The organism is Flavobacterium urocaniciphilum, assembly GCF_900110615.1.
GTDB classification, from domain to species: domain Bacteria; phylum Bacteroidota; class Bacteroidia; order Flavobacteriales; family Flavobacteriaceae; genus Flavobacterium; species Flavobacterium urocaniciphilum.
Map to the genome: position 1 here is coordinate 473152 of NZ_FOEI01000002.1, position 14281 is coordinate 487432.

At 30.6% G+C, this 14281-nt stretch carries 11 protein-coding genes; 8 read left to right on the forward strand and 3 right to left on the reverse strand.

Features of this window, described 5'->3' with window-relative positions; genetic code table 11:
* The first annotated feature begins 2 nt into the window (after window positions 1-2).
* Complete coding sequence (locus tag BMY86_RS06300; RefSeq protein WP_091466598.1) at window positions 3-698, forward strand: YiaD family glycine zipper/OmpA-like lipoprotein; 696 nt, start codon at window positions 3-5, stop codon at window positions 696-698.
* 70 nt (window positions 699-768) lie between these two features.
* On the opposite strand, the gene BMY86_RS06305 is transcribed toward BMY86_RS06300, so the two are convergent.
* A complete protein-coding gene (locus tag BMY86_RS06305; protein ID WP_091466601.1) occupies window positions 769-1359 on the reverse strand; it encodes a hypothetical protein in 591 nt (196 codons plus the stop codon).
* Window positions 1360-1421: 62 nt separating this feature from the next.
* Here BMY86_RS06305 and BMY86_RS06310 point away from each other — a divergent pair, with 62 nt between their 5' ends.
* Complete coding sequence (locus BMY86_RS06310; protein ID WP_091466870.1) at window positions 1422-2348, forward strand: ABC transporter ATP-binding protein; 927 nt, start codon at window positions 1422-1424, stop codon at window positions 2346-2348.
* A gap of 23 nt (window positions 2349-2371) precedes the next feature.
* Here BMY86_RS06310 and BMY86_RS06315 read toward each other — a convergent pair whose 3' ends face one another.
* The gene (locus BMY86_RS06315) at window positions 2372-4789 is read right to left on the reverse strand and encodes a S9 family peptidase (protein WP_218141968.1); all 2418 of its coding nucleotides are present in this window, start codon (window positions 4787-4789) and stop codon (window positions 2372-2374) included.
* Between the two features lie 149 nt (window positions 4790-4938).
* Here BMY86_RS06315 and BMY86_RS06320 point away from each other — a divergent pair, with 149 nt between their 5' ends.
* From BMY86_RS06320 to BMY86_RS06330, 3 genes are all read left to right on the forward strand, one after another.
* Window positions 4939-5262, forward strand: coding sequence for a YegP family protein (locus BMY86_RS06320; protein ID WP_091466604.1), 324 nt, complete (start codon window positions 4939-4941; stop codon window positions 5260-5262).
* A 117-nt stretch (window positions 5263-5379) separates the two neighbouring features.
* Window positions 5380-6387: a 3-oxoacyl-ACP synthase III family protein gene (locus BMY86_RS06325; protein WP_091466606.1), complete on the forward strand. Its 1008-nt coding sequence runs from the start codon at window positions 5380-5382 to the stop codon at window positions 6385-6387.
* Window positions 6388-6834, forward strand: coding sequence for a DinB family protein (locus BMY86_RS06330; protein WP_091466609.1), 447 nt, complete (start codon window positions 6388-6390; stop codon window positions 6832-6834).
* A 73-nt stretch (window positions 6835-6907) separates the two neighbouring features.
* Here BMY86_RS06330 and BMY86_RS06335 read toward each other — a convergent pair whose 3' ends face one another.
* A complete protein-coding gene (locus tag BMY86_RS06335) occupies window positions 6908-9310 on the reverse strand; it encodes a TonB-dependent receptor (protein WP_091466875.1) in 2403 nt (800 codons plus the stop codon).
* A gap of 210 nt (window positions 9311-9520) precedes the next feature.
* On the opposite strand from BMY86_RS06335, the gene argS reads away from it, so the two are divergent.
* The 3 genes from argS (at window position 9521) to BMY86_RS06350 (ending at window position 14278) form a co-directional block, all read left to right on the forward strand.
* Window positions 9521-11305 (forward strand): arginine--tRNA ligase, encoded by a 1785-nt coding sequence (gene argS, locus BMY86_RS06340; protein ID WP_091466611.1) that lies wholly within the window; start codon window positions 9521-9523, stop codon window positions 11303-11305.
* An 89-nt stretch (window positions 11306-11394) separates the two neighbouring features.
* On the forward strand, window positions 11395-12852 hold the full coding sequence (locus BMY86_RS06345; RefSeq protein WP_091466878.1) for an SGNH/GDSL hydrolase family protein: 1458 nt from the start codon (window positions 11395-11397) through the stop codon (window positions 12850-12852).
* Window positions 12845-14278: a GDSL-type esterase/lipase family protein gene (locus tag BMY86_RS06350; protein WP_177177138.1), complete on the forward strand. Its 1434-nt coding sequence runs from the start codon at window positions 12845-12847 to the stop codon at window positions 14276-14278. The genes BMY86_RS06345 and BMY86_RS06350 overlap by 8 nt, the downstream gene beginning before the upstream one ends.
* The last annotated feature ends 3 nt before the right edge of the window (window positions 14279-14281 follow it).

Consider the following 14281-nt stretch of genomic DNA (forward strand, 5'->3'; position numbering starts at 1 on the left):
TTATGAAAAAGAATATTGCAATCGGATTGAGTTTAGTGTTACTAAGTTCGTCTTGTTTTACAAGTTGTAAAGCCGTTAAAAATTCAAATAACACTCAAAAAGGTGCTGTAATTGGTGCCGCAGGTGGTGCTGTTTTAGGAGCTGTTTTGGGTAATAATTTAGGAAAAGGTGGAAAAGGAGCTTTAGGTGCTGTTATCGGTGGTGTTGTAGGTGGTGTTGCTGGTGGATTAATTGGAAGAAAAATGGATAAGCAAGCACGTGAAATTCAAGAACAATTACCAGGAGCACAAGTTGAAAGAGTAGGAGAAGGGATTAAATTAGTTTTAGGTGAAAATGCAGTTCGTTTCGATTTTAATAAATCTACATTAACTTCTACAGCTAAAGCCAATTTAGATAAATTAGTTCCTGTTTTTAAAAATTATCCAGATACGGATATTAAAATTTACGGTTATACTGATAGTAAAGGAGAAGACGCTTATAATTTAAATTTATCGGATCAAAGAGCTGCAGCTGTTAAAAGTTATTTATCTAGCAAAGGTTTAGTGAGTTCTCGTTTTACAATTATGGGAATGGGTGAAGCAGATCCTGTAGATTCAAATGAAACAGAAGCAGGAAGAGCAAACAATAGAAGAGTAGAGTTTGCTATTTTAGCCAATGATAAAATGATTGAAGATGCTAAGAAAGAAGCAGGAAACTAAAATCTGCTTTTAACTTTTGAACATAAAAAAAGAGGAACATTGTTCCTCTTTTTTTTATTATAAATATAAATTATTCACCGAATTTATAGGCAACACCAATTGAAGCATTATACATAATTCCGGTAAATGAATTTGGTGCTTGAGTGTAAGCTAATTCACCGTTGAAAAAATAATGCTGTGAAACATTAAACAATGCTGAAAAATCAGCTGTTAAATATAGTTTTTCTGCCACTTCAAATCTTGGAGTAATTCCAATTACAACATTAAATAAATGGTCAGTATTTACATATTCTGGTATATCTGATTTTAAAACTGAAACACCACCACCTGCATGTGCAATTACATTAAAAGGTTTTAATGCTGCACGAGTATCTGCTAAAGTACTAAGGTTAATAACTCCTTGAGCAGTAAATCTTGTATTGGTTGTTCCTGTTTTCATCCCTCTTAAATCATTTTGAATAGAAAATTCATCCATTCCAAAATCGACTTTAGCTCCGAAAACTTCATCAAAATCATAAGTTACACCTGCTCCAATATGAGTCATGCCGTTATATTTTGGATCATAAGATCCATTTAAACCATAATTGACTTCAATACCATATTGCGCACTCGCGAAAAAAGAACTAGAAACTAGTAGTAAAGTAAATATTTTTTTAATCATTGTTAGTTAATTTTTAATAATTTTGGGTGCCGCAAGATATAAAAAAAAAATTCACAATTCAGATGCTTTCAATAAAAATCGATAAATTTTCTTACTTTGATAATGAAATACTTAAAAATGTAGTGTTTTCATTAAAATCTGGACAACATTTGTCTTTAATTGGAGAAAGTGGATGTGGAAAAAGTACCTTATTAAAATTAATTTATGGTTTAATTGACTGCGATCATGGAGAAATATTTTGGAATGATATTCAAGTTTTAGGTCCGAAGTTTAATTTAATACCAGGAATGCCATTTATGAAGTATTTGGCACAAGATTTCGATTTGATGCCCTTTATTACAGTTGGTGAAAATGTAGGGAAGTTTTTATCGAATTTTTTTCCAGAAGAAAAGCAACATCGAATTGATGAGTTATTAGCTTTAGTTGAAATGACCGAATTCAAACATATCAAAGCAAAATATTTGAGTGGCGGACAAATGCAACGCGTGGCCTTAGCTCGAGTATTAGCGCAAGAACCTGAAGTGTTGTTACTTGATGAGCCTTTTTCGCATATAGACAATTTTAGAAAAAACGATTTACGTCGAAAAATTTTTAATTACTTAAAAGAAAAACAAATTACCACATTAGTAGCCAGTCATGATATTAATGATATATTTTCATTTTCAGATGAAATCATTGTATTGAAAAATAATACAATTTTAGAACATGGTAGTCCGTCTGAATTATATCATAATCCAAAAAACAAATATACAGCTGCGCTTTTCGGAGAAGTAAATGAAATTGAAATTGATGGAAAAGTTCACTTAGTTTATCCGAATCAATTGCAAATTGTAGATAAATCTGAAATTAAAGTTGAAGTAGTAAAATCGTATTTTAAAGGTAAATATTATTTAATAGAAACTCAATTCCAAAATCAAATTCTCTTTTTGGAAAATGAAAAAGCACTATTAAAAGGCACTACGATATATTTAAAAAAAATAGGCTTGTAAATTTTACAAGCCTATTTTTTTATTTAGTTTTTTAAATATTTTTCTAAAAACTGATCTTGTTCCCATAATAAGTGTAAAATATTGTCTTTAGCCGCGTAACCATGACTTTCTTTTGGTAATAAAACCAATCTTACTGGTGCACCTAAACCTTTTAAAGCTTGGAAATAACGTTCCGATTGTAGTGTAAACGTTCCAGGATTATTATCCGCATCACCGTGAACTAATAATAATGGTGTTTTCATTTTATCAGCTGAATTAAATGGCGACATTCCCGAATACACTTCTGGTACATCCCAAAAATTACGTTGCTCACTTTGGAATCCAAATGGTGTTAAAGTTCTGTTGTAAGCCCCACTACGTGCAATTCCACAAGCAAATAAATTAGAATGTGTTAATAAGTTTGCTGTCATGAAAGCGCCATAACTGTGTCCGCCAACCGCAACTTTTTTTCTATTGATGAAACCTAATTTGTCCACTGCATCAATTGCAGCTTCTGCATTTGCAACTAATTGAGGAATAAAAGTATCGTTAGGTTCTGTTTTGTCTTCTCCAATAATTGGGAAAGAAGCATCATCTAAAACGGCATATCCTTTAGTTACCCAATATACAAATGAGCCATAGTTTGGAAATGTAAATTCATTTGGGTTTTTATCACTTTGTCCAGCCGAGTTTTTATCTTTAAATTCTGCAGGATACGCCCAAATTAATAATGGAAGTTTCTCTTTTTTAGCAGTTCTATCGTAGTTTGCAGGTAAATACAACGTTCCAGAAAGTTCTACTCCGTCTTTTCTTTTGTATTTGATTACTTCTTTGTAAACGTTTTTAATACTTGCAAATGGATTCGCGAAAGCTGTAATTTGTGTCAAACTATTTTTAGATTTAATGTTTCTCATGTAATAGTTTGGATACTCATTTTTCGATTGAAGCATTACTAATACTTCTCCTTTTTTGAAATCTTCAATAGATAATAAATCTTCTTTTTTGTCTTTATAAGTTGAAGTGTATAAACGTTTCGTTTTTTGCGTTTTTAAATTGAATTCATCAATGAATGGGAATTGGCCGTCTTTTGTAAATCCATCTCCAATTAAATATGCATTATCGTTTTCAATAGCTAATACATATTTGTTGAATTCATTTCTTTTGGTTTCAAAATTTCCTGGATCAGAATAAATATCTTGAGAATTTCTATCCGAAATAATTTTTGCCTCAGCATTTACATTTGAAGGATTAACTAAATACGTTTTTGTATTTCTTGTGTCGTACCAGCTGTCAAAAACAATAGCATAATTATCGTTACCCCACATGATTCCTCCATAACGTTGTTTAGTTTTAAAGAAAGAAGTAGGATTGTTTGTAAATGGAGCTTCCCAAACAAAAATTTCATCTCTATATGGAACGTTTTTAGATTGATCGCCTTCGTCTAAAGCTTCAACAAATGCCAATGTAGCCGGTTTGTCGTTTCTCCAAGACATGCTTCTTTTTCCTTTACGAACTGAAGAAAAACCTTTTGGCATAATTTCATTTAAAGGAACTTCGTTAACCACTTTAATTTCTTTTCCATTATTATCATATACAATTGTTTTTTGAGGAAATCTACTTAAAGGAACAATGTAAGAAAATGGTTTTTGAATAGTAGTTAACATTAAATATTTTCCATCAGGAGAAAAGCTTTCACCAGCATAAATATCTGCAGATTTGAATAATTCAGCTTTTCCTGATAATGAAATTTTATATAATTCTGAAGTAACTAATGATTCAAAATTCGCTTCATCAGTTTTGTTTTTTAATAAATCTTGAAACGTTCTGTTTTGTGATTTTGAACCGTCAGATGTTGAAACCGTTGGTCCTTTAGGTAAATCTTTTTTACTATCTATTAAAGGCATTCTGTTTTTTGGAAGCACTTTTACCAAAAGCGTTTCGTTGTCGTTCATCCAGTTGAATGGACTTCCTAAATTGGCGTTTAAATTATCTGCAGTAATTCGAGTTGCATTTGCAGTAACAACGTCAATTACCCATAATTCAACACCATTTTTAGTCGTATTTGTAAATGCAATTTTCTTTTCATTTGGCGACCAGCTTACATTTGTAATAAGTGCATTTTCAGGTAAACCTTTAACTTGAATTTCGTTTTTGTCTTTTACTTTTCTTAATTTCAAGTTATTGATATAGGTAACGGTACTTGAAATATTAGTAACCGGATTTACGCGTAATCCACCTAAACGCATTTCTTCCTGATTTAAATCGTCTAGTGTTTTATAAGTGTTTCTGTAACTTAATAAAAGGTATTCTTTTTTCGAATCCATATTTACAGAAGGCGCACGTTGGTAATCGGCTAGTTCTAAAATTTCTTTTGATGGTTTTTGATAGGTTACATTTTCCTGAGCAAAACCGGTATAAAAAGTAAATGTTAGCACTGCTAAAGCAAAGAATTTCATTTTCATATTTGTGTGTTTTTCAAGTGTTGAATTTAAAAATTAGTGTAATTAATTTATAGTTTGTTACATTTTTTAACGATAAATTGTTGTTAAAAGTATTTTTATTAATAAAAAAAGTATAACTTTATAATTATTAACCTTAAATATAAAATAAAATGGGAAAATTTGTAGTTAGACAAACTCCAACTGGAATTAAATTTGACTTAAAAGCTGGCAATGGTCAAGTAATATTAACAAGTGAAGTATATACAACAAAAGCAGCTTGTTTAAATGGAATTGAATCAGTGAAGAAAAATTCTCAAGAAGATTCAAGATTTGAAAGATTAGATTCTAAAAATGGTAAACCATATTTCAATTTAAAAGCTACAAATGGCCAAGTTATTGGAACAAGTGAATTATATGAATCAGTTGCAGCAAGAGATAACGGAATTGAGTCTGTTAAGAAAAATGCAGCAGATGCAGAAACTACAGAAGAATAATTTTTTATAAAAATAAATTAAAGCTCGATATTTATCGGGCTTTTTTTATCTATTGTTTATTATTTTATGGAAATGATAAAAAATGGTAAATTTGTATTCAATAACTAATAGAATTTTATGTATCATTCAAAAATATCAGGATTAGGCTATTATGTGCCGGAAAATGTTGTAACAAACGATGATTTATCAAAAATAATGGACACTAATGACGCTTGGATTCAGGAAAGAACCGGAATTAAAGAGCGTCGTCATGTTGTTAGAGGTGAAGATACTACAACCTCAATGGGTGTAAAAGCTGCTGAAATTGCTATTCAACGAGCTAATATTGCTAAAGAAGATATCGATTTTGTGATATTCGCAACATTATCACCCGATTATTACTTTCCAGGTCCAGGAGTTTTAGTACAACGCGATTTAGGGTTAAGAACAGTTGGAGCTTTAGATGTAAGAAATCAGTGTTCTGGATTTGTTTACGCTTTATCGATTGCAGATCAATATATCAAAACGGGAATGTATAAAAACATCTTAATCATTGGATCTGAAGTGCATTCAACTGGTTTAGATATGACCGATAGAGGTCGAGGTGTTTCGGTAATTTTTGGAGATGGTGCAGGAGCAGCTGTACTTTCAAGAGAAGAAGATGTAACGAAAGGAATTTTATCAACGCATTTACATTCTGAAGGACAACATGCTGAAGAATTAGCCTTAATTGCACCAGGAATGGGTAAACGTTGGATTACAGATGTTATTGCGGATAACGATCCAAATGATGAAAGTTATTATCCATATATGAACGGACAGTTTGTATTTAAAAATGCAGTTGTACGTTTCAGTGAAGTAATAAACGAAGGATTACAAGCTAATAATTTGCAAGTTTCAGATATTAATATGTTAGTGCCTCATCAAGCGAATTTGAGAATTTCTCAGTTTATTCAACAGAAATTCCAATTGTCAGATGATCAAGTGTATAATAACATTATGAATTACGGAAACACTACCGCTGCCTCTATTCCGATTGCATTAACAGAAGCTTGGGAAAAAGGAAAAATTAAAAGTGGTGATTTAGTAGTGTTAGCCGCTTTTGGTTCAGGATTTACTTGGGGAAGTGCTATAATTCGTTGGTAAATGAAAGATTTTTACTTAGATAAATTTCAATATACTTTTGATAAGAATCAGGAAATGATTGCTTATTTGTGTGAAAATGAATCTTTGTTGAATGAGAAAATTCATTTTTTAATTTCACATATTTTAAATGCTCATGAAATTTGGATGACAAGAATTTTGAAAGTTCCAACCCAATTTGGAGTTTGGCAATTGCAAGAGTATTCGAATATGACTAAAATTGACAAAGAAAACTTCGATTTAACGAAGCAAATTTTGGAGAGTAAAGATTTGAATGAAAAAGTCGATTACAAAACTTCAACAGGTGAATTTTATAGTAATGTTTTGCACGAATTATTATTCCACGTTGTAAACCATTCTTCGTATCATAGAGCGCAAATTAATTCAGAATTAAAAAGCTTAGGTTTGAAACCTTTAATCACCGATTACGTATTTTACAAAAGACAATAAAAAAACGTCCCGATTATTTCGGGACGTTTTTTTTTAAGATATTTTTGAATCACTATTTGTAAATTGAAAAGAATTAAAACATTCCACCACCACCTTGAGTTTCTTGCTTATCTCTTTGTTTTCTTTGTAATTCTTTGTTTTTACCACCACCAAAGTTGTAGTTTAATCCAACATAGAACGTTCTACTTTCCCAATGGAATTCACCATTTTGTTGGTATGGAATATTACCATTGAATCCGAAATGCATTAAGTTAAACATGTCGTTATATCTAGCGGTAAGAGTTCCTTTTCCTTTTAATATTGTGTAGTTAGCGCCTAAATCAACTCTGTACATTGGAGTTCTTAAGAATTGTAATCCTAAATCACGACCTCTATACATAGCAAATAAATTGAATTTTAACGATTTTGTTGCTGTGAATGTATTGTTTAATCTGGTATTGAATAAAGTAACGTCAATTTCTTTATTTTCTGGTTGGTTTGTTACAATATTTGTTACTGTTCCTCTAACCGTTTTAAAGTAAACATCTGCACTAGCATTTGTAGACCACCATTTAGTTAATTTTAAATTAGCATTAATTTCGGCACCCATCGATTGGTTGTTATCGAAGTTGTCAAAAGATAAAATGTTTTGGTTATTATTTTGTGGATTTGGATAAATAACTCTAGAAATTTCATCATTAATTTGACGGTAAAATACTGCTGATGTCACCGATCCAATTTTTAAAATTTTCGTATAATTAATTTCGAATGAATTTGTAAACTGAGGCTCTAAAGCTGGATTTCCTCTTGATTCCATTAAAGGTGTAGTCCACTCTCTAATTGGATTAATTTGTCCGATACTCGGGCGGTCAACTCTTCTTGTATAGTTAACGTTGAATGTATTTGTATCGTCTAATTTATAACTTAAATAAGCAGAAGGATAAGCAGTGAAAATATCATCTTTAACAGCTGTGTTTTCGTAAAAATCAGGATTACTTTCGTTTTTAGTAAATCTTGCATATAAGTTGTATTGCTCAATTCTTACACCAACTTGTGCACTAAATTTTCCGAATGTTTTGCTATAGTTTCCATAAACAGCATGAATGTTTCTATTGAATGCAAAAGGATTGTTAGCGTAGAATGGTAACGATTCATTATAGAATGAATTTTGTCCGTCTTGAATTCTGCTTTCGTATCCTAATTCTAATTTTGCTTTTTCACTTAACGGATTAACATAATCAATGTTAAATTGCGTATAATTTGTTTTGTTGAAAATGTCATTTAATTGATATGTTCCGTTAGTATAATAATTCGAAACATCTTCATTTGAAGTTTTAGAATAGTTTAACTGAAAATCAATTGTTTCACCTTGTTTTTTGAATAAATGTTTATAAGCTAAATCATACGTTTGATTTACACTTCCTGCATTATTATCATTTAATTGTAATTCATCTGTGTTTGATGGGTTATCATAATCAATTTCTGTTCTAGAAATTCCTTTTCCGTCTGTTACATTCCAGTTTGTAAAAAATGAAATGGTGTTTTTGTCATTAATATAATAATCAGCACCTGCTTTAATTAAGTGCGAAGTATTAGTATTGTCAAAACTAAATTTTTGATAATTTTCTAAAGTAGGTCTTTCACTATCCACAAAACCGTAGTTAGCATTTTTACCATGGTTAAAACCGTAGTTAGTGTAGAAATTTACTTTCCCAACTTTATAATTTAAATTTAAAGATTGATTCGTTTTCGGTGTTTTTCCAAAAGTAACACCCGAAGTAATGTTTCCATTAAAACCTGTTTGTGTGTTCTTATTTAAAATGATATTGATGATACCACTGTTTCCTTCTGGATTGTATTTTGCTGAAGGATTAGTAATTAATTCAACTTGTTTGATAGAAGCAGAAGGAATTTGTTGTAATAACTGTCCGGCATCAATATTTGAAGGTTTTCCGTCAATTAATACACGTACATTTGAATTTCCACGTAAGCTTAATTCTTTGGTTTGTGGATCAACACTTACGGTTGGAATATTATTAAAAATCTCAGATGCTGTTGTTCCAGAAGCAATTAAGTCTTTACCAATAGTAACAACTTTACGATCTGCTTTTTGTTCAATAGTTGAACGTTCTTTAACAATAGTAACCGCTTCAATTGATTTTGCATCAGAAACTAAGGCTAAATTTCCAAGATTTATTTGAGAATTTCCTTCAGATAAATTAAGTTCTTTAGTGATATTGATGTATCCAACATAGTTTACTTGTAAAACTAGAGGTTTTAATTCAAGGTTTTTAATTTCAAAACTTCCATCTTCTTTTGTAGTAACTACAGCAACTGATTTTGTTCCATCTGTAATTTTTACAGTTGAATAACTCATCGGTTCTTTAGTAGAATTGTCAATGATTTTACCTGTAACAATTCCGGAGTTTGGTTGCTGAGCCACTAAATTTGTAGTGTAAATCAGCAAAAATGCGAATAAAAATTTAATTGATTTCATATGATTTGTTTGATTGATTTCAAATTTTTTTGAAATGGGGTGCAAATGTAATTTCACTTGAATTAACATTAAAATTTTGAATGTTAATTGTTTCTTAATTCTTCAAATTGTTATTATTTTATTGCATTAGACTTACAAACTATTTTTTTGTTACAAATCGACTTACAGTTTCACTAAAAATAGTATCTTTGCACGCTAAAATTTAAGATTATGACACTACAAGAAATTCTTACTTCTGAAATACAAAAAGCAGTTTCTAAATTGTTCGATATTTCTATTGATAGAGTTGAATTTCAATCAACAAAAAAAGATTTTGAAGGCGATATCACTATGGTTGTTTTTCCTTTAGTTAAAGTATTAAAAGGAAATCCAGTTGAAATCGGTACGAAAATTGGTGAATATTTAGTTGAAAATGTAGCGGAAGTATCTAGGTTTAATGTAGTGGCAGGATTTTTAAATCTTGTAATTGCAGATGAATTTTATTTCAATTTCTTTAATGGAATAAAAAATAATGCTCAATTCGGATTTGTTGCACCAAAAGAAGGTGAAAAAGCAGTAATGGTTGAGTATTCTTCTCCAAATACAAATAAACCGTTGCATTTAGGTCATATCAGAAATAATTTATTGGGTTATTCCGTTGCGGAAATTATCAAAGCATCAGGTAAAAAAGTATATAAAACGCAAATTATCAACGATCGTGGAATTCACATTTGTAAGTCGATGTTGGCTTGGCAAAAATTCGGAAACGGACAAACGCCAGCTTCTACAGGTTTAAAAGGTGATAAATTGGTTGGTAATTTTTATGTAGAATTTGATAAGGCTTATAAAGCAGAAATTAATGCTTTAATGGCTGAAGGTAAAACGGAAGAAGAAGCTAAAAAACAAGCTCCATTAATTTTAGAAGCGCAACAAATGCTTTTAGATTGGGAAAATGGTAAACCTGAAGTTATTGAACTATGGAAAACCATGAACCAATGGGTGTACGATGGATTTGAAGTAACTTATAAAAACTTAGGTGTCGATTTCGATAGTTATTATTACGAAAGTAATACGTATTTATTAGGAAAAGATGTAGTAGAAGATGGTTTAAATCGTGGTGTATTCTTTAGAAAAGATGATGGTTCGGTTTGGATTGATTTAACGGCTGATGGTTTAGACGAAAAAATAGTTTTACGTTCAGATGGTACTTCAGTTTATATGACTCAAGATATCGGAACAGCTATTCAACGTGTTAAAGATTATGCAGATGTTGGTGGAATGGTTTATACGGTTGGAAACGAACAAGATTACCATTTTAAAGTGTTATTCTTAATTCTTAAAAAATTAGGATACGATTGGGCACAACATTTGTATCATTTATCATACGGTATGGTGGAATTACCAACCGGAAAAATGAAATCTCGTGAAGGTACAGTTGTAGATGCAGATGATTTAATGGCTGAAATGACTACAACAGCACAAGCTATTTCTGAAGAATTAGGGAAATTAGACGGATATAACGACGAAGAAAAAGCAAGTTTATATAAAACAATTGGTTTAGGTGCGTTAAAATATTATATGTTAAAGGTTGATCCGAAAAAACAAATGATGTTTAATCCAGAAGAATCAGTTGATTTTAACGGAAACACTGGACCTTTCATTCAATATACATACGCTCGTATTCAATCGATTTTAAGAAAAGCGGATTTTGAATATAAAAACGTAAGTACTTCTAATGGTTTAGAAATGCACGAAAAAGAAAAAGAATTAATCAAACAAGTTCAATTGTTTCCAGATGTAATTCAAAGTGCAGCTGACAACCATAGTCCGGCTTTAATTGCAAATTATACATACGATTTAGTAAAAGAATTTAATTCTTTCTATCAAAATGTATCGATTTTAGGAGAAGACAATATGGATAAAAAGATTTTTAGAGTTCAATTGTCTTATGTTGTTGGAAATACAATTAAAAATGCATTCGGATTATTAGGAATCAATGTTCCAGAACGTATGTAATATAAAGTTAGAATTTAGAATTCAGAAGTTAGAAGTTTCAATTTTTATGTTCTGAATTCTAAATATTGAATTCTAAATTTTTAAAAAAAGTGAATCAAAACAAACCATATTTTTTTCAAGCTTGGGCAATTGTATGTATTGCAATTCTTTCATTTATTGGATTTAAGTCGTTTTTACCAAAAAAATTATTTCCTGAAAGTTCAAATAACAAAAATGTTGTTGTAGATAGTTTAATGCTTGACGCAGTAGCGGAAGGTGGAAACTTGAGTGAAGAAGATACGCTTTCAAACAAAACCATAAAATTCGTTTCGAACCCGTTAGGAATTCAGTTTTCTGATGAAAAATTTGAGCAATACAAAGGATATCAATATTTGATTCCTTTTTTTGAAAAATTATATCAGTTAGAAACGAATAAAAAAGGAAAAGCGCGTATTGCTTATTTTGGAGATTCCATGACGGATGGCGATATGATTGTGCAAGATGTTCGTACACAATTTCAAAGTATTTTTGGTGGAGAAGGAGTTGGTTTTGTAAATATTACCTCAGAATCTGCCGGTTCACGTGGTTCAATTCTTCATGAATATTCTCAAAATTGGAAAGCACAATCGTATTTAAAAACAAAAAGTCCATTGCGCTCTTTTGGTGTAAACGGTTCGGTGTTTTTTGCGAAAGACACGGCTAATACAACTTGGGTAAAATACAAAGCGGGAAGAAATCGTTTTTCTACAACTTTAAATAATCCTACGGTTTTTTATGGAAGTTCGAAAAATAAAAAAGCCTGCATTCGTCAGATAATTGGAAAAGATACAATTTATAAAAAATTAAGTCCAAATTCAATATTGAACGCTACTCAAGTTGCGGGTGATGTTAAAAATGTAAAAGTCAACTTTATTAATGCAGATTCGATTCCATTTTACGGATTTAACTTCGATAATGGAAAAGGAATTCATGTTGATAATTTCTCTTCAAGAGGAAATTCTGGATTGCCATTAAGTACTTTTAATGTTGATTTAATGAATGCATTCCAACAAAAATTAGGATACGATTTAATCATCCTTCAATTTGGAACGAATGTATTAAACTATGGTTCGTTAAATTATACTTGGTATGAACGAAAAATGACTTCAGTTGTAAATCATTTAAAAGAATGTTTTCCAGGTGCAGCTATATTAATTATTTCTACTGCAGATAAATCTACCAAATACGATATGCAAATGAAATCCGATTCTGCTGTCGTGCCGTTAACATTAGCACAAAAACGTTATGCTGTAAAAGCCGAATCTGGTTTTGTGAATTTATACACCTTGATGGGTGGAGACGGTTCAATGGTTAAATGGGTAGAAAATGTTCCGGTAAGAGCCAATAAAGATTATACGCATTTTAATCATAGAGGAGCGAAAGAAATTGCTCAATTAATTTATAAGCAAATCGATACAGGTTATCAAGAATACAAGCGATTAAGAGCGATTGCTACGAAAAAAGCAAAGCCTAAAAAGGTTGTTAAAGATTCTAGTTTGCCAGTAAAAAATGATACAATTAATGAATAAGTTTATATATATATTACTTTTTTCAACTATAGGGTTTTCTCAAACGGATTCTCTTAAAGTTGAAATGGATTCTGTTACAACACCTTTAGATTCTTCAAAATTTGAAGCTTTTAATAATGTCATTTACAATGAAAATGCATTGGACAAAGTTTTTGAAAAATTATATTTATTAGAAGAAAATCAGGATCGTAAAGTTAGAATTGTTCATATTGGTGATTCTCATATTCAAGCGGATTTATTTACAGGAAAAATTAGAACTAGATTGCAACAAGTTTTTGGTAATGCAGGTTTCGGATTTACTTTTCCATACAGTTTAGCGGGTACAAATAATAGTGCTCCAATTCGTTTTACAGGTTCTGGTGGTTTTTCTGCATCAAGAAATTTATATGCTGATGCTTCAAAACCAGTAGGATTAAGTGGGATTTCTTTTCAGCCAAAACAAAAAGATTTTCATATCGATATGTTAGTGAAAGATGCTAAATACGATTTTACAAAATTGAAAATCATATCTCCTAATAATGCGAATATTTTTAAAGTAGCTTTTGCTAAAAAAGGAATTCCTACTCAAGAAAAAGTTGCGGTGGTAACTCCAGCAACTTCTTCTCATAAAGTAAAACCGGGTGAAGTTTTAGGTGTAATTGCGGATAAATATAATATTTCATTAAAACAGTTGAAGTCGGCTAATGGCTTAACTTCTGATAATATTCGAGATGGGAAAATTTTAAAAATTCCTGGTGGAAAATCGGTTACAACTTACAAAACGGTTACAACTGTTAAATACATTTACGAACCAATCGCTTTAGAAAATACGCCGATTTCAAATAATTATAATTCTACTACACCAATTGATAAGATTACTATTATTGGTGATGAAAATACTTCCGATTTTGCCTTAAATGGTTTGATTTTGGAAAATGAAAATCCAGGTATAACATATAGTGGTATTGGTGTTAATGGCGCAAAAAGTAGTGATTATAATAAGTTTCCATTGTTTTTTGAACAATTACCAGCATTAGAAGCAGATTTATTTGTTATTTCTTTAGGTACAAACGAAAGTTTCGACAAACAAGATTTAGCAACTTATTATGGGAATTTAAAAACCATGATTGATGGAATTAAACAAAAATGTCCTGAAGCATCTGTATTAGTTACGACTTCACCACCTTCTGTATTACATAGAAAGGCGCAAAATATTTACATTGAAAAATACGCTGAAAAAATAATAGAAAATGCTAAAGTGGATAATTTTGCGGTTTGGAATTTATTAGACATTTTCGGTGGAAATAAAAGTATCAATATAAATTCAAGAATGGGATTAATGGCAAAAGATAAAGTACATTATTCTAATGCAGGATATGAGAAACAAGGAGAATTGTTTTTTGATGCATTCATTCAATCATACGAATTATATAAATCTGAAAAATAAGAA

What these genes read in the sequence shown, in the direction of transcription:
- BMY86_RS06300 (WP_091466598.1), top strand. Translation starts at nt 3, where the DNA reads ATGAAAAAGAATATTGCAATCGGATTGAGTTTAGTGTTACTAAGTTCG.
- BMY86_RS06305 (WP_091466601.1), bottom strand. Translation starts at nt 1,359, where the DNA reads ATGATTAAAAAAATATTTACTTTACTACTAGTTTCTAGTTCTTTTTTC.
- BMY86_RS06310 (WP_091466870.1), top strand. Translation starts at nt 1,422, where the DNA reads ATGCTTTCAATAAAAATCGATAAATTTTCTTACTTTGATAATGAAATA.
- BMY86_RS06315 (WP_218141968.1), bottom strand. Translation starts at nt 4,789, where the DNA reads ATGAAAATGAAATTCTTTGCTTTAGCAGTGCTAACATTTACTTTTTAT.
- BMY86_RS06320 (WP_091466604.1), top strand. Translation starts at nt 4,939, where the DNA reads ATGGGAAAATTTGTAGTTAGACAAACTCCAACTGGAATTAAATTTGAC.
- BMY86_RS06325 (WP_091466606.1), top strand. Translation starts at nt 5,380, where the DNA reads ATGTATCATTCAAAAATATCAGGATTAGGCTATTATGTGCCGGAAAAT.
- BMY86_RS06330 (WP_091466609.1), top strand. Translation starts at nt 6,388, where the DNA reads ATGAAAGATTTTTACTTAGATAAATTTCAATATACTTTTGATAAGAAT.
- BMY86_RS06335 (WP_091466875.1), bottom strand. Translation starts at nt 9,310, where the DNA reads ATGAAATCAATTAAATTTTTATTCGCATTTTTGCTGATTTACACTACA.
- argS (WP_091466611.1), top strand. Translation starts at nt 9,521, where the DNA reads ATGACACTACAAGAAATTCTTACTTCTGAAATACAAAAAGCAGTTTCT.
- BMY86_RS06350 (WP_177177138.1), top strand. Translation starts at nt 12,845, where the DNA reads ATGAATAAGTTTATATATATATTACTTTTTTCAACTATAGGGTTTTCT.